This window comes from Siccibacter colletis (assembly GCF_000696575.1).
Lineage (GTDB): Bacteria > Pseudomonadota > Gammaproteobacteria > Enterobacterales > Enterobacteriaceae > Siccibacter > Siccibacter colletis.
The window spans coordinates 476095-491275 of record NZ_JMSQ01000001.1; the positions used below are offsets into that span (position 1 = coordinate 476095).

Annotated in this window: 15 protein-coding genes; 7 read left to right on the top strand and 8 right to left on the bottom strand. The window is 57.5% G+C overall.

Features of this window, described 5'->3' with window-relative positions; genetic code table 11:
* Positions 1-88: 88 nt before the first annotated feature.
* Entirely contained in the window at positions 89-1216 is a 1128-nt protein-coding gene (gene zapE / locus ET34_RS0102275) for a cell division protein ZapE (RefSeq protein ID WP_031519094.1), read from the bottom strand.
* Positions 1217-1423: 207 nt separating this feature from the next.
* Here zapE and zapG point away from each other — a divergent pair, with 207 nt between their 5' ends.
* From zapG to degS, 3 genes are all read left to right on the top strand, one after another.
* Positions 1424-1822 (top strand): Z-ring associated protein ZapG, encoded by a 399-nt coding sequence (zapG, locus tag ET34_RS0102280; RefSeq protein ID WP_031519096.1) that lies wholly within the window; start codon positions 1424-1426, stop codon positions 1820-1822.
* A gap of 180 nt (positions 1823-2002) precedes the next feature.
* Positions 2003-3370, top strand: a complete 1368-nt coding sequence (gene degQ, locus ET34_RS0102285; RefSeq protein WP_031519097.1) for a serine endoprotease DegQ — start codon at positions 2003-2005, stop codon at positions 3368-3370.
* Between the two features lie 90 nt (positions 3371-3460).
* Positions 3461-4543: an outer membrane-stress sensor serine endopeptidase DegS gene (gene degS / locus ET34_RS0102290; RefSeq protein ID WP_031519099.1), complete on the top strand. Its 1083-nt coding sequence runs from the start codon at positions 3461-3463 to the stop codon at positions 4541-4543.
* A gap of 60 nt (positions 4544-4603) precedes the next feature.
* Here degS and mdh read toward each other — a convergent pair whose 3' ends face one another.
* On the bottom strand, positions 4604-5545 hold the full coding sequence (gene mdh / locus ET34_RS0102295; protein ID WP_031519101.1) for a malate dehydrogenase: 942 nt from the start codon (positions 5543-5545) through the stop codon (positions 4604-4606).
* A 421-nt stretch (positions 5546-5966) separates the two neighbouring features.
* Here mdh and argR point away from each other — a divergent pair, with 421 nt between their 5' ends.
* The 3 genes from argR to yhcN (ET34_RS0102310) all read left to right on the top strand — a co-directional run bounded on the left by argR (position 5967) and on the right by yhcN (ET34_RS0102310) (position 7442).
* Entirely contained in the window at positions 5967-6437 is a 471-nt protein-coding gene (gene argR / locus ET34_RS0102300) for a transcriptional regulator ArgR (protein ID WP_024550155.1), read from the top strand.
* A 368-nt stretch (positions 6438-6805) separates the two neighbouring features.
* Complete coding sequence (yhcN, locus tag ET34_RS0102305; RefSeq protein WP_031519103.1) at positions 6806-7069, top strand: peroxide/acid stress response protein YhcN; 264 nt, start codon at positions 6806-6808, stop codon at positions 7067-7069.
* Positions 7070-7175: 106 nt separating this feature from the next.
* Positions 7176-7442 (top strand): peroxide/acid stress response protein YhcN, encoded by a 267-nt coding sequence (gene yhcN / locus ET34_RS0102310; RefSeq protein ID WP_031519104.1) that lies wholly within the window; start codon positions 7176-7178, stop codon positions 7440-7442.
* A gap of 62 nt (positions 7443-7504) precedes the next feature.
* Here yhcN (ET34_RS0102310) and ET34_RS0102315 read toward each other — a convergent pair whose 3' ends face one another.
* The 5 genes from ET34_RS0102315 to aaeX form a co-directional block, all read right to left on the bottom strand.
* Positions 7505-7780, bottom strand: a complete 276-nt coding sequence (locus ET34_RS0102315; protein WP_031519106.1) for a barstar family protein — start codon at positions 7778-7780, stop codon at positions 7505-7507.
* Positions 7781-7833: 53 nt separating this feature from the next.
* Complete coding sequence (locus tag ET34_RS0102320) at positions 7834-9288, bottom strand: NAD-dependent succinate-semialdehyde dehydrogenase (protein ID WP_031519107.1); 1455 nt, start codon at positions 9286-9288, stop codon at positions 7834-7836.
* A gap of 98 nt (positions 9289-9386) precedes the next feature.
* Complete coding sequence (aaeB, locus tag ET34_RS0102325; protein ID WP_031519109.1) at positions 9387-11354, bottom strand: p-hydroxybenzoic acid efflux pump subunit AaeB; 1968 nt, start codon at positions 11352-11354, stop codon at positions 9387-9389.
* Positions 11355-11359: 5 nt separating this feature from the next.
* Complete coding sequence (aaeA, locus tag ET34_RS0102330; RefSeq protein ID WP_031519111.1) at positions 11360-12292, bottom strand: p-hydroxybenzoic acid efflux pump subunit AaeA; 933 nt, start codon at positions 12290-12292, stop codon at positions 11360-11362.
* A gap of 7 nt (positions 12293-12299) precedes the next feature.
* Positions 12300-12503, bottom strand: a complete 204-nt coding sequence (gene aaeX / locus ET34_RS0102335; protein ID WP_031519113.1) for a p-hydroxybenzoic acid efflux pump operon protein AaeX — start codon at positions 12501-12503, stop codon at positions 12300-12302.
* 184 nt (positions 12504-12687) lie between these two features.
* Between aaeX and aaeR the strand changes: the two genes are divergently transcribed.
* Positions 12688-13605, top strand: coding sequence for an HTH-type transcriptional activator AaeR (aaeR, locus tag ET34_RS0102340; protein WP_031519115.1), 918 nt, complete (start codon positions 12688-12690; stop codon positions 13603-13605).
* A 50-nt stretch (positions 13606-13655) separates the two neighbouring features.
* Here the strand turns inward: aaeR and tldD are convergent, their stop codons facing one another.
* A complete protein-coding gene (tldD, locus tag ET34_RS0102345) occupies positions 13656-15101 on the bottom strand; it encodes a metalloprotease TldD (RefSeq protein WP_031519117.1) in 1446 nt (481 codons plus the stop codon).
* Positions 15102-15181 lie beyond the last annotated feature (80 nt).

A 15181-nucleotide genomic window follows, 5' to 3' on the forward strand; every position in this document is an offset into this window, starting at 1 on the left:
CTTTCTTGTAACGTGGGGTCGCAGGATTATAGAGAAGTCAGGGTCAAAGATCGACCCCTTTTTGTGATTTGGAACAGGAAATCGCGGCTCAGGGGAGATGGGATTTCTTCAGGTACTCTTCGCTCTGCATCTCCTGCAGGCGCGACAGGCAGCGCTGGAACTCAAACTGTAGCTGCGTTCCCTGATAAATTTCAGACAGCGGCACCGCAGCGCTCACCACCAGCTTAACGTGGCGCTCGTAAAACTCATCCACCAGCGCGATAAAGCGCCGCGCCTCGCTCTCCATCAGGCGGGTCATTACCGGCACCTCAAAGACCATCACGGTATGGAACTGGCGCGACAGCGCAATATAGTCGTGCTGGCTGCGGGCATCCACGCACAGCGTAGTAAAGGACACCGCCAGCGTCTGATCCGCCATGCTAAGCGTAGCCAGCGGACGATGATTGATCTCCAGCGCCGGGGACTGCTGCCGTGGCGTGCCGGCCAGCGCCAGCCAGAGCTTATCCATCTGGCGCGCGGTCTCGTCGTTAAGCGGTGAAAGCCACAGGTGCGCCTGGGTAAGAGTGCGCAGACGATAATCGATACCGGCATCCACGTTCATAATATCGCAGTGCTGCTTGATGGCCTCGATCGCCGGCACGAAGCGGGCGCGCTGCAGGCCATTGCGGTAAAGATCGTCGGGGGGAATATTTGAGGTCGCGACCAGGGTGATGCCGCGGGCAAACAGCGCCTGCATCAGTCCACCCAGCAGCATCGCGTCGGTGATATCCGACACGAAAAACTCATCAAAGCACAGCACGTCGGTTTCGGCTTTGAAGCGGTCGGCGACGATGTCCAGCGGGTCGCTCTGCCCCTGCAGGGCGCTCAGCTCATCATGCACGCGTAACATAAAGCGATGAAAATGCAGACGCTGCTTACGCGAACCCGGCAGGCTATGAAAGAAGAGATCCATCAGCCATGTTTTACCGCGCCCGACGCCGCCCCACATGTAGAGACCACGCGCTGGTACCGAGGCTTCCGTCGGCGCTTTGCGACCGAGCAGGCGGCCAAACTTCGCAATCATCCCCGTCGGGGCTGGCTCGGTCGGCAATTTTTCAGTCAGTTCCTGGAAGATGGCATCGAGCCGGCTCACGGCTTCGCGTTGAACATCATCAGGCTGGTGTGACCCTTCATCCAGGGCCTGTTGGTAGCGCGACAGCGGCGACATGCTTTGCATGGTGTTAGGGTAATTCCTTGAATTATCGGGTTACCGCCAGCAGGGTTGGCGAAAAAAAGGCCGTTCTACACTACGCGATGATGCCGCAGGATTCCACTTCTGCGGAATTAGCGGTTATAGTGGCATAATAAGGCGATGGCAGTGTGATGAGTAAGGTCCACCTCGCTGTTACTACCCTACGGAAACACAAGACAACGGGAGAAGTTCATGACCTGGGAATATGCGCTAATTGGCTTAGTGGTCGGTATCGTGATTGGTGCTGTGGCCATGCGGTTTGGCAACCGTAAATTGCGCCAGCAGCAGGCCCTGCAGTACGAACTGGAAAAGAACAAAGCGGAGCTGGAAGATTACCGCGAAGAGCTGGTCAGCCACTTTGCCCGCAGCGCCGAGCTGCTGGACAACATGGCGCATGACTACCGCCAGCTCTATCAGCACATGGCGAAAAGCTCCAGCAGCCTGCTGCCTGAAATGTCTGCGGAGACCAACCCGTTCCGCAACCGTCTGGCGGATTCCGAAGCCGGCAACGATCAGGCGCCGGTGCAGATGCCGCGCGACTACTCTGACAGCGCGTCCGGCCTGCTACGCGGCAGCGCGAAACGCGACTAATCACACCGCAGTATGCTTTTCTCCGGGCGCGTTTATCGCGCCCACTCATTCTCTCCCGCACTGACTATCCTTAATTCATCAGTCCTCTTTATCCCAGCATTGTTACCTGACTGATAATTCAATAACATCAAACTGTTTTGGGTACCTTTTCCTTATTTCAGGTTACGAGAGCCAGCAACGATGAAGAAACAAACCCAGCTGTTGAGTGCGTTAGCGTTAAGTGTCGGGTTATCTCTCTCCGCATCCTTCCCGGTTGCGGCCGCGTTACCTTCGCAAGTTCCGGGCCAGGCAGCGCTTCCAAGCCTCGCGCCGATGCTGGAAAAGGTATTGCCGGCGGTGGTCAGCGTGCAGGTTGAAGGCACGGCGGTACAGAATCAGAAGATCCCCGAAGAGCTGAAAAAATACTTTGGCGAAGAGCTGCCCGGCCAGCAGGCGCAACCTTTTCAGGGCCTCGGTTCCGGGGTGATTATCGACGCCGCTAAAGGCTACGTACTGACCAATAATCACGTTATTAACCAGGCGGAAAAAATCAGCGTTCAGCTCAACGATGGCCGTGAGTTTGAAGCAAAACTTATCGGCGGCGATGATCAGAGCGACGTTGCCCTGCTGCAGCTGCAGAACCCCAGCAAGCTGACGCAGATTGCGGTAGCGGATTCCGACACGCTGCGGGTTGGTGACTTTGCCGTTGCGGTCGGCAACCCCTTCGGGCTGGGTCAGACCGCGACCTCCGGTATTGTCTCGGCACTGGGCCGCAGCGGGCTGAATCTTGAAGGGCTGGAGAACTTTATTCAGACCGACGCCTCCATCAACCGCGGTAACTCCGGCGGCGCGCTGTTGAACCTGAACGGCGAACTGATCGGCATTAACACCGCCATTCTGGCACCGGGCGGCGGCAGCGTCGGTATCGGCTTCGCGATCCCGAGCAACATGGCCCAGACGCTGGCGAAACAGCTGATTCAGTTCGGCGAAATCAAGCGCGGCCTGCTCGGCATCAAAGGCACTGAAATGAGCGCCGATATCGCCAAAGCCTTTAACCTGGATGTGCAGCGCGGCGCGTTTGTCAGCGAAGTTCTGCCGAACTCCGGCTCGGCGAAAGCGGGCATCAAGCCGGGCGATATTATTGTTAGCCTGAATGGCAAAACCCTCAGCAGCTTTGCCGAGCTGCGCTCGCGTATCGCCACCACCGAACCGGGAGCAACGGTCAAACTGGGGCTGCTGCGCGATGGCAAACCGCTGGACGTTCAGGTAACGCTCGACAAGAGCAGCTCCTCTTCCGCCAGCGCCGAGCTGATCGCGCCGGCACTCCAGGGCGCCAGCCTGAGTGACGGCCAGCTCAAAGACGGTACAAAGGGCGTGCGCCTTGAGAACGTTGAGAAAGAGAGCGCGGCGGCGCAGGCCGGTCTGCAGAAAGATGACGTTATCATCGGCATTAACCGGGAGCGCATCACCTCGATCGCCGACATGCGTAAGGTGATGGCGACCAAACCGGCGGTGATTGCGCTGCAGGTAGTGCGCGGCAACGAGCGTATCTTCCTGCTACTGCGTTAAAAACAGAGAAAACGGACATCATCCCCGCATGTGATGTCCGTTTAACTCATGGTATGCTCCGGGCAATCGCTTACTACTCGCTAAACTCCCATGTTTCAGAAGCTCTTACGCTCGATGCTCATTGGTCTGGTTGTCGGCGGCCTGCTGCTGGTCGCAGTGCCCTCCCTGCGTAACTGGGTGCCCGACGCCGCACCGCAATACGACAGCGCCGACGAAACGCCGCTCAGCTATAACGCGGCGGTGCGTCGCGCTGCGCCTGCGGTCGTCAACGTGTACAACCGCGGCGTGAATGGCGCAACCCGCAACCAGCTTCAGCTGCGCACGCTTGGCTCAGGGGTGATCATGGACGAACGCGGCTACATCGTGACCAATAAACACGTGGTCAATAACGCCAACCAGATCATCGTCGCGCTTCAGGATGGCCGCGTATTCGAAGCACTGATGGTCGGCTCCGATAACCTCACCGATCTGGCCGTGCTGAAAATCAACGCCACCAACCTGCCGGTGATCCCCATCAACCGCAAACGCATTCCGCATATCGGCGATGTGGTCATGGCGATTGGTAACCCCTACAACCTCGGGCAAACCATTACCCAGGGGATTATCAGCGCCACCGGACGTATTGGCCTCAGCCCGTCCGGACGCCAGAACTTCCTGCAAACCGATGCCTCGATCAACCACGGCAACTCCGGCGGCGCGCTGGTAAACACCCTCGGCGAGCTGATGGGAATTAACACTCTCTCCTTTGATAAGAGCAACGACGGCGAAACGCCGGAAGGGATTGGTTTTGCTATCCCGACCCAGCTGGCAACCAAAATCATGGAGAAGCTGATCCGCGACGGACGCGTGATCCGCGGCTATATCGGTATTAAAGAGGGCCGTGAAATTGCCCCGCTGCACGCCCAGACGCCGGGTATGGAGCAGATTCAGGGCATCATCGTTAACGAACTGGATCCGGGCGGGGCCGCCGAACTGGCGGGTATTCATGTGAATGATGTCATCGTCTCGGTCAACAATAAGCCTGCGGTATCCGCGCTGGAGACCATGGACCAGGTCGCTGAGATCCGCCCCGGCTCGGTGATCCCGGTGGTGGTGATGCGCGACGATCGCAAACTTACGCTGCAGGTCACCATTCAGGAATTTAAAGAAGAAGAGACCCAGACTCCGCAGTAGCGGGCGGGCATAAAAAAACCGGAACGCAGGTTCCGGTTTTTTTTCATCAGCGAACGGGGCTTATTTGTTATTCACAAACTCTTCGCCCAGCGTGATGTCTTTTTTCAGGGTGTCGAGCATGCCTTCCAGCGCCTGCTGTTCGAACGCGCTCAGCGTACCGATTGATTTACGCTCTTCCACGCCGTTTTTACCCAGCAGCAGCGGCTGCGAGAAGAAGCGCGCGTGCTCGCCGTCGCCTTCAACGTAAGCGCACTCAACCACGCCCTGCTCGCCCTGCAGCGCGCGCACCAGCGACAGACCGAAGCGTGCTGCCGCCTGTCCCATAGACAGGGTTGCAGATCCGCCACCGGCTTTTGCTTCAACCACTTCGGTCCCGGCGTTCTGAATACGTTTGGTCAGATCGGCTACTTCCTGCTCGCTGAAGCTCACGCCCGGGATCTGGGAGAGCAGCGGCAGAATGGTAACGCCAGAGTGACCACCGATCACCGGCACGTCGATCTCCGTCGGCTGTTTGCCTTTCAGCTCGGCCACGAAGGTGTTGGAGCGAATGATATCCAGCGTGGTGACGCCAAACAGGCGATTTTTATCATACACGCCTGCTTTCTTCAGCACTTCCGCTGCGATAGCCACGGTGGTGTTAACCGGGTTGGTGATGATGCCGATCAGTGCTTTCGGGCAGGTGGTTGCGATCTGCGCCACCAGGTTTTTCACGATGCCGGCGTTCACGTTGAACAGGTCGGAACGATCCATGCCCGGTTTACGCGCCACGCCTGCGGAGATCAGCACCACGTCCGCGCCTTCCAGCGCCGGGGTCGCATCTTCGCCGGAGAAACCTTTGATTTTTACGTTGGTCGGGATATGACTCAGGTCAACCGCAACCCCAGGGGTGACGGGAGCGATGTCGTACAGAGAGAGTTCTGAGCCTGAAGGCAGTTGGGTCTTAAGTAGAAGGGCAAGCGCCTGGCCGATACCACCTGCCGCGCCGAGGACTGCAACTTTCATCCTAAACTCCTTATTATGGTTAGCAAAATCGTGCCGTTACTCCATGTGGTGGCGACCATAATTGAGAGAGTATGCAATTACAATCGTCATACGGTAAGTCTGCGACATTACGCAACCATTGGTAGCAGCAATGTATCATCGCGCACTGACCGTACCGCCCGGGTCACTACCGAAGCAACAGATCAACAGGCGGTTACATTACACCCTCATCAGACATCAAAACAACATCATTTTGATAACATTTAATTTACTTTCACCCTTATTTTCGGGACGTGATACAGGCATGTTCCTTGATAACTTATTTTGATAAAATCGTCCGCTTTCATAACATTATTTCAGGCTGCACCACCGCAGATGGTTTGCATAAAAATTCATTCATATGCATAATAATGTTGTCTCTGTCGCCATCCATGGGTGAATCATGCGTACCTCATCAAAACAAGAAGAACTCGTTAAAGCGTTTAAAGCGCTCCTGAAAGAAGAGAAATTCAGCTCTCAGGGCGAAATTGTTCAGGCCTTACAGGACGAAGGCTTCGAAAATATTAACCAGTCCAAAGTCTCTCGTATGCTGACCAAATTCGGTGCGGTGCGTACCCGTAACGCGAAGATGGAGATGGTCTACTGCCTGCCGGCAGAGCTTGGCGTGCCTACTACCTCCAGCCCGCTGAAAAATCTGGTGCTGGATATCGACTATAACGACGCCGTGGTCGTGATTCATACCAGCCCGGGTGCGGCACAGCTTATTGCCCGCCTGCTGGACTCCTTAGGTAAGGCAGAAGGCATCCTCGGCACTATCGCTGGTGACGACACTATCTTCACCACGCCGGCGCGCGGCTTTACGGTAAAAGATCTCTACGAAGCCATTCTGGTGCTGTTCGAGCAGGAACTGTAATTCACCGCGCAGGTCACGGTAGATAAAGGGGCAATTCGCCCCTTTTTTGCTATTTATCACCAGCCCTTCTTTAGCGATTAGTGCTAAAAACTACCCATTCCCTTATATTCATCACGAATATTTCACATAAACCGCACAAAAGGTTCATTTTCCGTAACCATATGATTTTCAATATATATGGCTAGAAATGTGGCTGTAAATTAACCGTTTTTATAACTATCAGCTATAAAAAAAGGCGCATTTACGTTAAAGTTTCGCAGGAAACCATTAGCATGGTATTAATTTTTCGGGTGACTAGTGTATACTTGATTTCGTGATGAGGGTCACAAAACGAACCCTCCAGAAAAATTACGACGAGGAAAACATCCATGAAAATCAAAACGACTGTAGCGACTCTGAGCCTTCTCTCCATGCTGTCTTTCGGTGCTTTTGCAGCCACCTCTATCAATGCTGATGAAGCGCAGAACCGCGAAGCTATCGGTACCGTATCACTGGGCGCGGTAGCGACCTCCCCGATGGATATGCGTGAAATGCTGAACCAGAAAGCGGAAGAAAAAGGCGCGTCTGCTTACCGCATCATCGAAGCACGTACCGGCGATCACTGGCACGCGACTGCCGAACTGTACAAATAAGTTCACCCTTTACCCTGTTTCCCGAATCAACATCACCTGCGCGGCCCAGACAAAAAAACGGCACGTTAACCCTAAGGCCGCCGGGTAATGAATTGAGGAGTTAATTATGAAAAACGTAATGAATATTGCCGCACTTGCCCTGGCTTCCGTAATGTCTTTCGGTGCCAGCGCAGAGGCCCATCTGGTCAACGCTGACGAAGCGCAAAACATGCAGGCGATGGGTAGCGTATCGGTCACTGAAATCACCGGCGCACCGATGGATATCCGTCAGGCCTTAGCGGAAAAAGCCACCAAAGAAGGGGCCAGCGCGTACCGCGTCACTGAGTTAACTCAGGGCGACCACTGGCACGCCACCGCACAACTCTATAAATAAACCCTCGTCGTCTTGTCCGACGACTTGCCCCTGCTCGCCAGGGGCTTTTTTATGCCTGCCATTCAGGCGTGACGCACGTTAAACCGCAGTTGCCCCTCCAGCTCTTCTTCCGCCTCTTCAAACAGCAGGATCAGCGCCCCGTAGCGCCGACGCTGGCCTTCTGGCAAATGGGTAAACTCGATCTCTGCCGGTAGCGGAATACCCCCGCCGGTGACCACATCCCAGAGCGCGTCCAGATCGCTCACCGGTGCCTGCTCAGGCGTCAGGGCGCGAGCGAACTGCCGATAAAAATCACTCTGATCCTCTATCTCATCAAAGTCGAAGGTATAGATATTCATGTCTGCCTCCGAATGGGCGCGCCGCACGGCACGCCCGCTGTTGTTATCATCGCTTACAGCCCACCGAGGTGAAGCGTCTTCACTTCCAGAAACTCTTCCAGCCCCAGCACCGAGCCTTCGCGACCCAGGCCGGACTCCTTCACGCCGCCGAATGGCCCCAGCTCGGTTGAAACGGCACACTCGTTTACGCCAATCATGCCGCTCTCAATCTGCGAGGAAACGCGGAATACGCGCTGCAGATTTTGCGTATAGAAGTAGGCGGCCAGGCCATACGGCGTATTGTTAGCGCGGCGGATAACCTCTTCTTCCGTAGTGAAGCGGAAGCAGGCGGCCAGCGGCCCGAAGGTTTCCTCCTGGGCGAGCGTCATCTCGTCGCTGGCGTCCGCCAGCACCGTCGGCTGCCAGAAGTTACCGCCCAGCTCGTGGGCTTTACCGCCAGCCAGTACTTTTGCCCCCTTGCTGATGGCATCGTCAACATGCTCACGCACCTTATCCACCGCTGAGCGCTCAATCAGCGGCCCGACCACCACGCCCTCATCGAGGCCATTCCCTACTTTCAGTGCGTTCACCGCCTGCGCCAGCTTCGTGACAAACTGGTCATAGACGCCGTCCTGAATAAAGAAGCGGTTGACGCTGACACACACCTGGCCGGCATTGCGGAACTTGTTCGCCACCGCACCCTGCACCGCGGCATCGATGTCGGCATCGTCAAACACGATATAAGGCGCATTACCGCCCAGCTCCATTGACACTTTTTTCATGGTCTCAGCAGCGTTACGCATCAGGGTTTTGCCCACGGCAGTGGAGCCGGTAAAGGAAATCTTACGCACCGCCTCGCTGGCCATGATGGCATCGCTGATTTCATGGGTGTTACCGGCCACCGCATTCAGCACCCCGTCCGGCACGCCGGCTTTTTTCGCCAGCGCCAGCAGCGCAAAGGCCGACAGCGGCGTGTTGTTTGCCGGTTTGATCACGCCGGTGCAGCCCGCCGCCAGCGCCGGACCGAGCTTGCGGGTCAGCATCGCCATCGGGAAGTTCCACGGCGTGATGGCCGCGACCACTCCCACCGGTTCACGGGTCGCGAAGATGCGCGAACCGGGTTTAGCGGGCGGAATGATCTCGCCGTTGGCACGCTTCGCCTGCTCGGCGAACCACTGAATAAAACTTGCCGCGTACTCTACCTCGCCTTCCGCTTCCTTCAGCGGTTTGCCCTGCTCGGTGGTCATCAGTTGCCCAAGCCAGGCTTTGTTCTCAATGATGAGCTGATACCAGCGGTAGAGGATCTCCGAGCGCTCTTTCGCCGTTTTCGCACGCCAGGCGGGAAACGCGGCGCTGGCGGCAGCAATGGCCGCTTCGGTCTCTTTCCGCCCGGCTTTCGCCACGCTTGCTACCACATCGCCGGTTGCCGGGTTAAGCACGTCGAAGGTGTCGTTCAGGGTCTGCCAGCGGCCATTCACCAGATAACCGGTCTGAAAAAGTTCGCTGTCCTGGAGTGCCTTACTTGTCATGCTTTCCTCCTGCATTAAGGTCAGAATTACGTATCCTGGCTAAGTATAGCTATAAAAAAACCGACGCTTCGGCGTCGGTTATTGGCGAAAAGAGCGCATTAGCTGTCGGTAAGCGCATGCTGATATTTGTGCAGCATCGCGGTGAGTCGCTGGACGGACTCAATAACCTGCCGCGGCGCGGCCCAGATCTCCAGCTTCTCCTGATAGATCGCCAGCTCGTCGAGCAACTGCTGGAAGTTGCGCCGCCGCTTGTCGTCGTTGCTGGCGGAAATCACCCGATCCGCCGTATTACGCAGCTGGCGATGAAACGCTGACAAATCAGCGTTAACCGGCACCGGCGCGGTACGCAGCCGCTGGTGGGCGATAATCAGATTGAGTGCCAGGCGAAACTTCGCCACGTCGCCGGGAAACTTGTTCAGCAGCAGAAACAGCTGCTGGTAGAGCGCCGGCAGATGGTTCTCTTTGCGACGCGCCTTATTGGTGGTCATCGCCGACACCGCCGCCGACACGAACTGGTTAAGCAGCGTGCGCCCTGTGCGCTCCCGCGAGTTATCGCGGATGACGAGGATCACCACAAACGCCAGCAGTGCCCCCACCAGCTGCCCAAGCGCGCTGTCGAGGAACTGGCTGAAGTGGAAGGTCATCGGATTATCCAGCACCAGAATATTAATGGTGCCGGCCAGCGCCCCCAACGAACCAAGCCGCCGCTTCTGCACTTCAATCCCGATAAAGAACGCCAGCACCGCCAGGCTGATGCACAGCAGCAGCATACTTTGCTGGGTGGAGGGCAGGATCACCAGGAAGTAGAACGCCCCGAGCGGCAGCGCCACCAGCATCCCGTAGACGAAATCGAGCGCCACCATGCGCGGATTGGGCAGGCGCATCGCCAGCGCGGTTACGACGGCAATCATCACCATCGCGCCGTTGCCGGAGGTCCAGCCGGTCCAGAGCCAGAACAGCGCACCAAGGGTACAGGAGACCGTGGTACGCCAGAAGTTGACCATCGCGTGATGACGTTCCGCCGAGGCGGGTTTGATCACCACCTCCTGATCGAGAATTTCCTCTTCGATGGCGCTGATTCTGGTGTTACCCACCACACCGCGTTTCAACAGCAGGTAGCGCGTTGCCGCGCCAATCCAGCTGTACACCGTAACCGGGGTATCGCGCTCGCCGGTCCAGATAATCACCCGGCGCATGCGTTTCAGATGGCGATGCACGTCCGTGACCGTTTCCACCGGCTCGGCAAACAGCTCCCGGAAGGTGTCCGGGACGGAGTCGGGCCGCGTGTTCTGTACCAGAAAGGTTTCGCAAGCCTGAGTGATCAACGTCAGCGACAGGGTATTGAGCGCTTTCAGCCGCCGGTTGGCCCAGGCCCAGCGTGACGACTCCATATTCAGGTTACTACGCATCCCCTCCAGCGCGGCGGTACGGCGCACCAGATCGCCCCAGGCCTTATCCACCGCTTCACTGTCGCCGTGGGCCACACAGAGCTGCATCAGGCGATACTGATCCACCAGCAGGGCATCGAGTTCGCGATCGATCTGCTGCTTGATCGAGCGCGGCGAGAACAGCAGATCCGCAACGATCGCACAGACGATCCCCACTACGATCTCACTGCAGCGCTCCACGGCAAATTGCGGTGCCAGCAGCGGCTCGGTCTGGATGGTGATCACAATGATCAGCGCAGTGTACCCCGCCAGCCCCCAGGCGTAGGAGTTTTCCACTTTCACCAGAGAAGAGATCCAGGTACAGAATCCGGCCCAGATACAGCACACCAGCAGCATCAGCCCCGGCGCGCGGATCATCGCGATAATCAGCCCAAGCGCCGCGATGCTGCCGATAAAGGTGCCGATGATACGCAACATGCCACGATAGCGTATCGCCCCCGACCAGGGTTCGCCCCCGGCAGCAAACGCCGGACCGGCGGCGACGATCGCCGCCGTCAGCACTGCCCAGCGCGGCGTTTCAAGATTGAAATGAAAGCCAACGAACAGGGCCAGCACAATCGCGGTGGCGAGCTTAAAGGCGAAGCGCACATGCTGCGGTGCAATGGAGAGAATACCCATGACGATTAACCGAACTCGCGCAGGCGATGGGCCAGTTTTCTGAACAGCGAGTCGTTATCGGTACTGCGATCCTGCTTACCGGTAATTACCACCGTTGCCGTGGTGCCCGCTGGCCAGAGCGCGCCCTGCTGCGCATCGAGGCGAATACGTACCGGCACGCGCTGCGCCAGGCGCACCCACTCCAGATTCGAATCGACGGTCGCCATGCCCTTATCATCCCGCGTGCTGCTGGCATTAGTCACACCCGCCGCCACGCTGTCAACCGCACCGTGCAGCACGGTATTGCTGCCCAGCGGCGTGATTTCCGCCCGATAGCCGGGGCGCACGCCTTCCAGCTTGGTCTCTTCCATATAGGCCATCACGTAGAAGCTGTTTTTCTTCACCAGCGCCACGGCGGTAGAGCCACGGGTAATAAACTCGCCGGTATAGACGTTCAGGTTAGTGACCCAGCCGTCAGCAGGTGCGCGGATGATGGTGCGCTCCAGATCGAGGGTCGCCAGGTCGCGCGTGGCTTCGGCGCGTGCCAGCTGATGCTGCACGGTTTGCAGCACGTTATTCGCCTGGTCGATCTCTTCCCGGGACATCGCCTGGATACCCAGCTTGTTACGGCGGCCCGCCTCGCGGCGCTTCTCATTTGCCAGCGCCTGGTAGTAGGCCACGTCGGCCTGCGCCTCCTCCAGCGCTTTCTGATAGCGCGGCCGGTCCACGGTGAACAGCACCTGGCCCTGTTTCACCAGCTGGTTATCATGAATGTTGACCTGGGTAATTAACCCGGAGACATCGGGCGCGATGGCGACCACGTCGGCGCTAAAGCGGGCGTCACGGGTCCACGGGGATTCGGTGTAATAGGCCCATGCCCGGAAAATCGCGATGAAAGCCAGTATCACCAGCACCAGGGTGATGGCCGTGCGGGATATTTTTGTTGTTAGTAATTTCACATCAACCTCAAACGAACAGGCGGGATATCAGATAAAAAAGGCAGCAGTACAGGGCGGTGTTAAACAGCGCCGGATGCCAGACGTAATCGTAAAACCCAATCGGCACCAGGACGCGGCGTAACAGCCAGAACACCAGCAATGAAACCAGCAGCTCAAAAAAAACGGGTGGGAACGACAGTCCAAACACCACAAAAACGGGAAACAGACTCATGTTGACCTTAGAACGTTGCGTGCAGGCGATAAACTTTTTAATCGTGCGCCACGCAGATAGTATGGCCAGGGAGTGGCCGGGCGAGCAGGTGGCGTGTTAGTAATGCAATGAATAATATATTACGTAACTATTTCCCTGTTATCTATAATATGTGATCTAAATCACTTTTAAGCCAGAGTGAATAATGGAACGACTAAAACGCATGTCGGTATTTGCCAAAGTGGTGGAGCTTGGGTCATTTACCGCCGCGGCCAGACAGCTGCAGATGAGCGTCTCCTCAATCAGCCAGACCGTTGCGAAACTGGAAGATGAACTGCAGGTGAAGCTGCTTAACCGCAGCACGCGCAGCCTCGGCCTGACCGAGGCGGGTAAGATTTTTTATCAGGGTTGCCGGCGCATGATGCACGAGGTGCAGGATGTGCATGAGCAGCTGTATGCATTTAACAATACGCCTATCGGTACGTTACGTATCGGCTGCTCCTCCACCATGGCGCAGAATGTAATGGCTTCCCTCACCGCCGCCATGCTCAGGGAGTATCCCGGTCTGTCGGTGAACCTCGTTACCGGTATTCCCGCCCCGGACCTGATCGCTGATGGCCTGGACGTGGTGATCCGCGTCGGCGCGCTGGAAGATTCAAGCCTGTTCTCGCGTCGCCTCGGCACTATGCCGATGGTGGTCTGCGCCTCGAAGCGCTATCTGGCGCAGTTCGGCACTCCGGAAAAACCGGCCGACCTGGCCAACCACTCATGGCTGGCGTACAGCGTAAGGCCGGATAATGAGTTTGAGCTGATCGCCCCGGAAGGCATTTCGACGCGTCTGATCCCGGACGGGCGCTACGTGACCAACGATCCGATGACGCTGTCGCGCTGGGTCAGCGCCGGGGCCGGTATCGCCTATATGCCGCTGATGTGGGTCATCGATGAGATCAACCGCGGTGAGCTGGAGATTTTATTTCCGCGCTACCAGTCGGACCCGCGCCCGGTCTACGCGCTCTATACCGAAAAGGATAAGCTGCCGCTCAAGGTGCAGGTGTGCATTAACTATCTGACGGATTATTTTGTCGAGGTGGCGAGGATTTATCAGGAGATGCGCGGGCAGTAACGCGCTGGAGAAACGTGGCGGACAAGCATGGCGCTCGCCCGCCGCACGGATTACGCCGTACCACCCACCGTCAGGCTGTCGACTTTCAGCGTCGGCTGACCCACGCCAACCGGCAGGCTCTGGCCCTCTTTACCGCAGACGCCAACGCCGTTATCCAGCGCCAGATCGTTGCCGACCATCGAGATTTGCTGCATCGCTTCAATACCGGAGCCGATAAGGGTTGCGCCTTTCACCGGCGTGGTGACCTTACCGTTTTCAATCAGGTAGGCTTCTGACGTGGAGAACACGAATTTGCCGGAGGTGATATCCACCTGGCCGCCGCCGAAGTTCGGTGCAAAAATGCCGTACTCTACGGATTCGATGATCTCCTGCGGGGTGGACTTGCCGCCCAGCATGTAGGTATTGGTCATGCGCGGCATCGGCAGATGCGCGTAGGATTCACGGCGACCGTTACCGGTCGGCGCAACGCCCATCAGACGCGCGTTCATCTTATCCTGCATGTAGCCTTTCAGAATGCCGTTCTCGATCAGCACGTTGTACTGCCCCGGCACGCCTTCGTCATCGATAGAAATGGAGCCGCGACGGTTGAGCATCGTGCCGTCATCCACCACGGTACAAAGTTCAGAGGCCACCAGTTCGCCCATCTGACCGCTGAAGACCGAGGTGCCGCGACGGTTGAAGTCGCCTTCCAGCCCGTGACCCACCGCTTCATGCAGCAGCACGCCCGGCCAGCCTGCGCCCAGCACCACCGGCAGCGCACCCGCCGGGGCGGCGACCGCAGAGAGATTGACCAGCGCCATGCGTACCGCCTCTTTTGCCCAGGCATCGGCACGCACGTCGCCGTTGGTCTCTTCGAGGAACCACTCATAGCCGAAACGCCCGCCGCCGCCGCTTGAGCCGCGCTCGCGTTTGCCGTTGTCTTCCACCTGAACGCTGACCGACAGGCGAACCAGCGGACGCACATCTGCCGCCAGCGTGCCGTCGGTGGCGGCAACCAGAATGAGTTCGTATACGCCGGTGAGGCTGGCGCTCACTTCCTGCACGCGCTTATCCGCAGCACGCGCCGCGCTGTTAACGCGTTTCAGGATGTCGAGTTTCTCTTCACGGGTCATGCTCTGCAGCGGATCGATGGCGGTATACAGGGCTTTATGCTCTACCGCGCCAAGGGTTTTCGTCCGGCCATCGCCCTGCTCGCTGACGATGCTGCGCGCGGCCTGCGCGCTCTGCTCCAGCGCCAGCAGACCGATCTGATCGGCATAGGCAAACCCGGTTTTCTCACCGCTGATGGCGCGCACGCCCACGCCCTGGTCAATGTTCCAGGAGCCGTCTTTAATAATGTTGTCTTCCAGCACCCAGGATTCGTGATAGCTGGACTGGAAATAGAGGTCGCCGTAGTCAAGACGGCGCTCGGACAGTTTGCCGAGGATGGAGAACAGATCTTGATGACTCAAGCCATTCGCAGATAGCAACTGCTCACTTACCAGGTTCAGACTCATCGTTTTGCTACTCATGTAATGCTGCCCGCGGGCAGTTAAAAAAAGGTTATCGATCGAGCTTGCGGCAATTCATTGCCGAC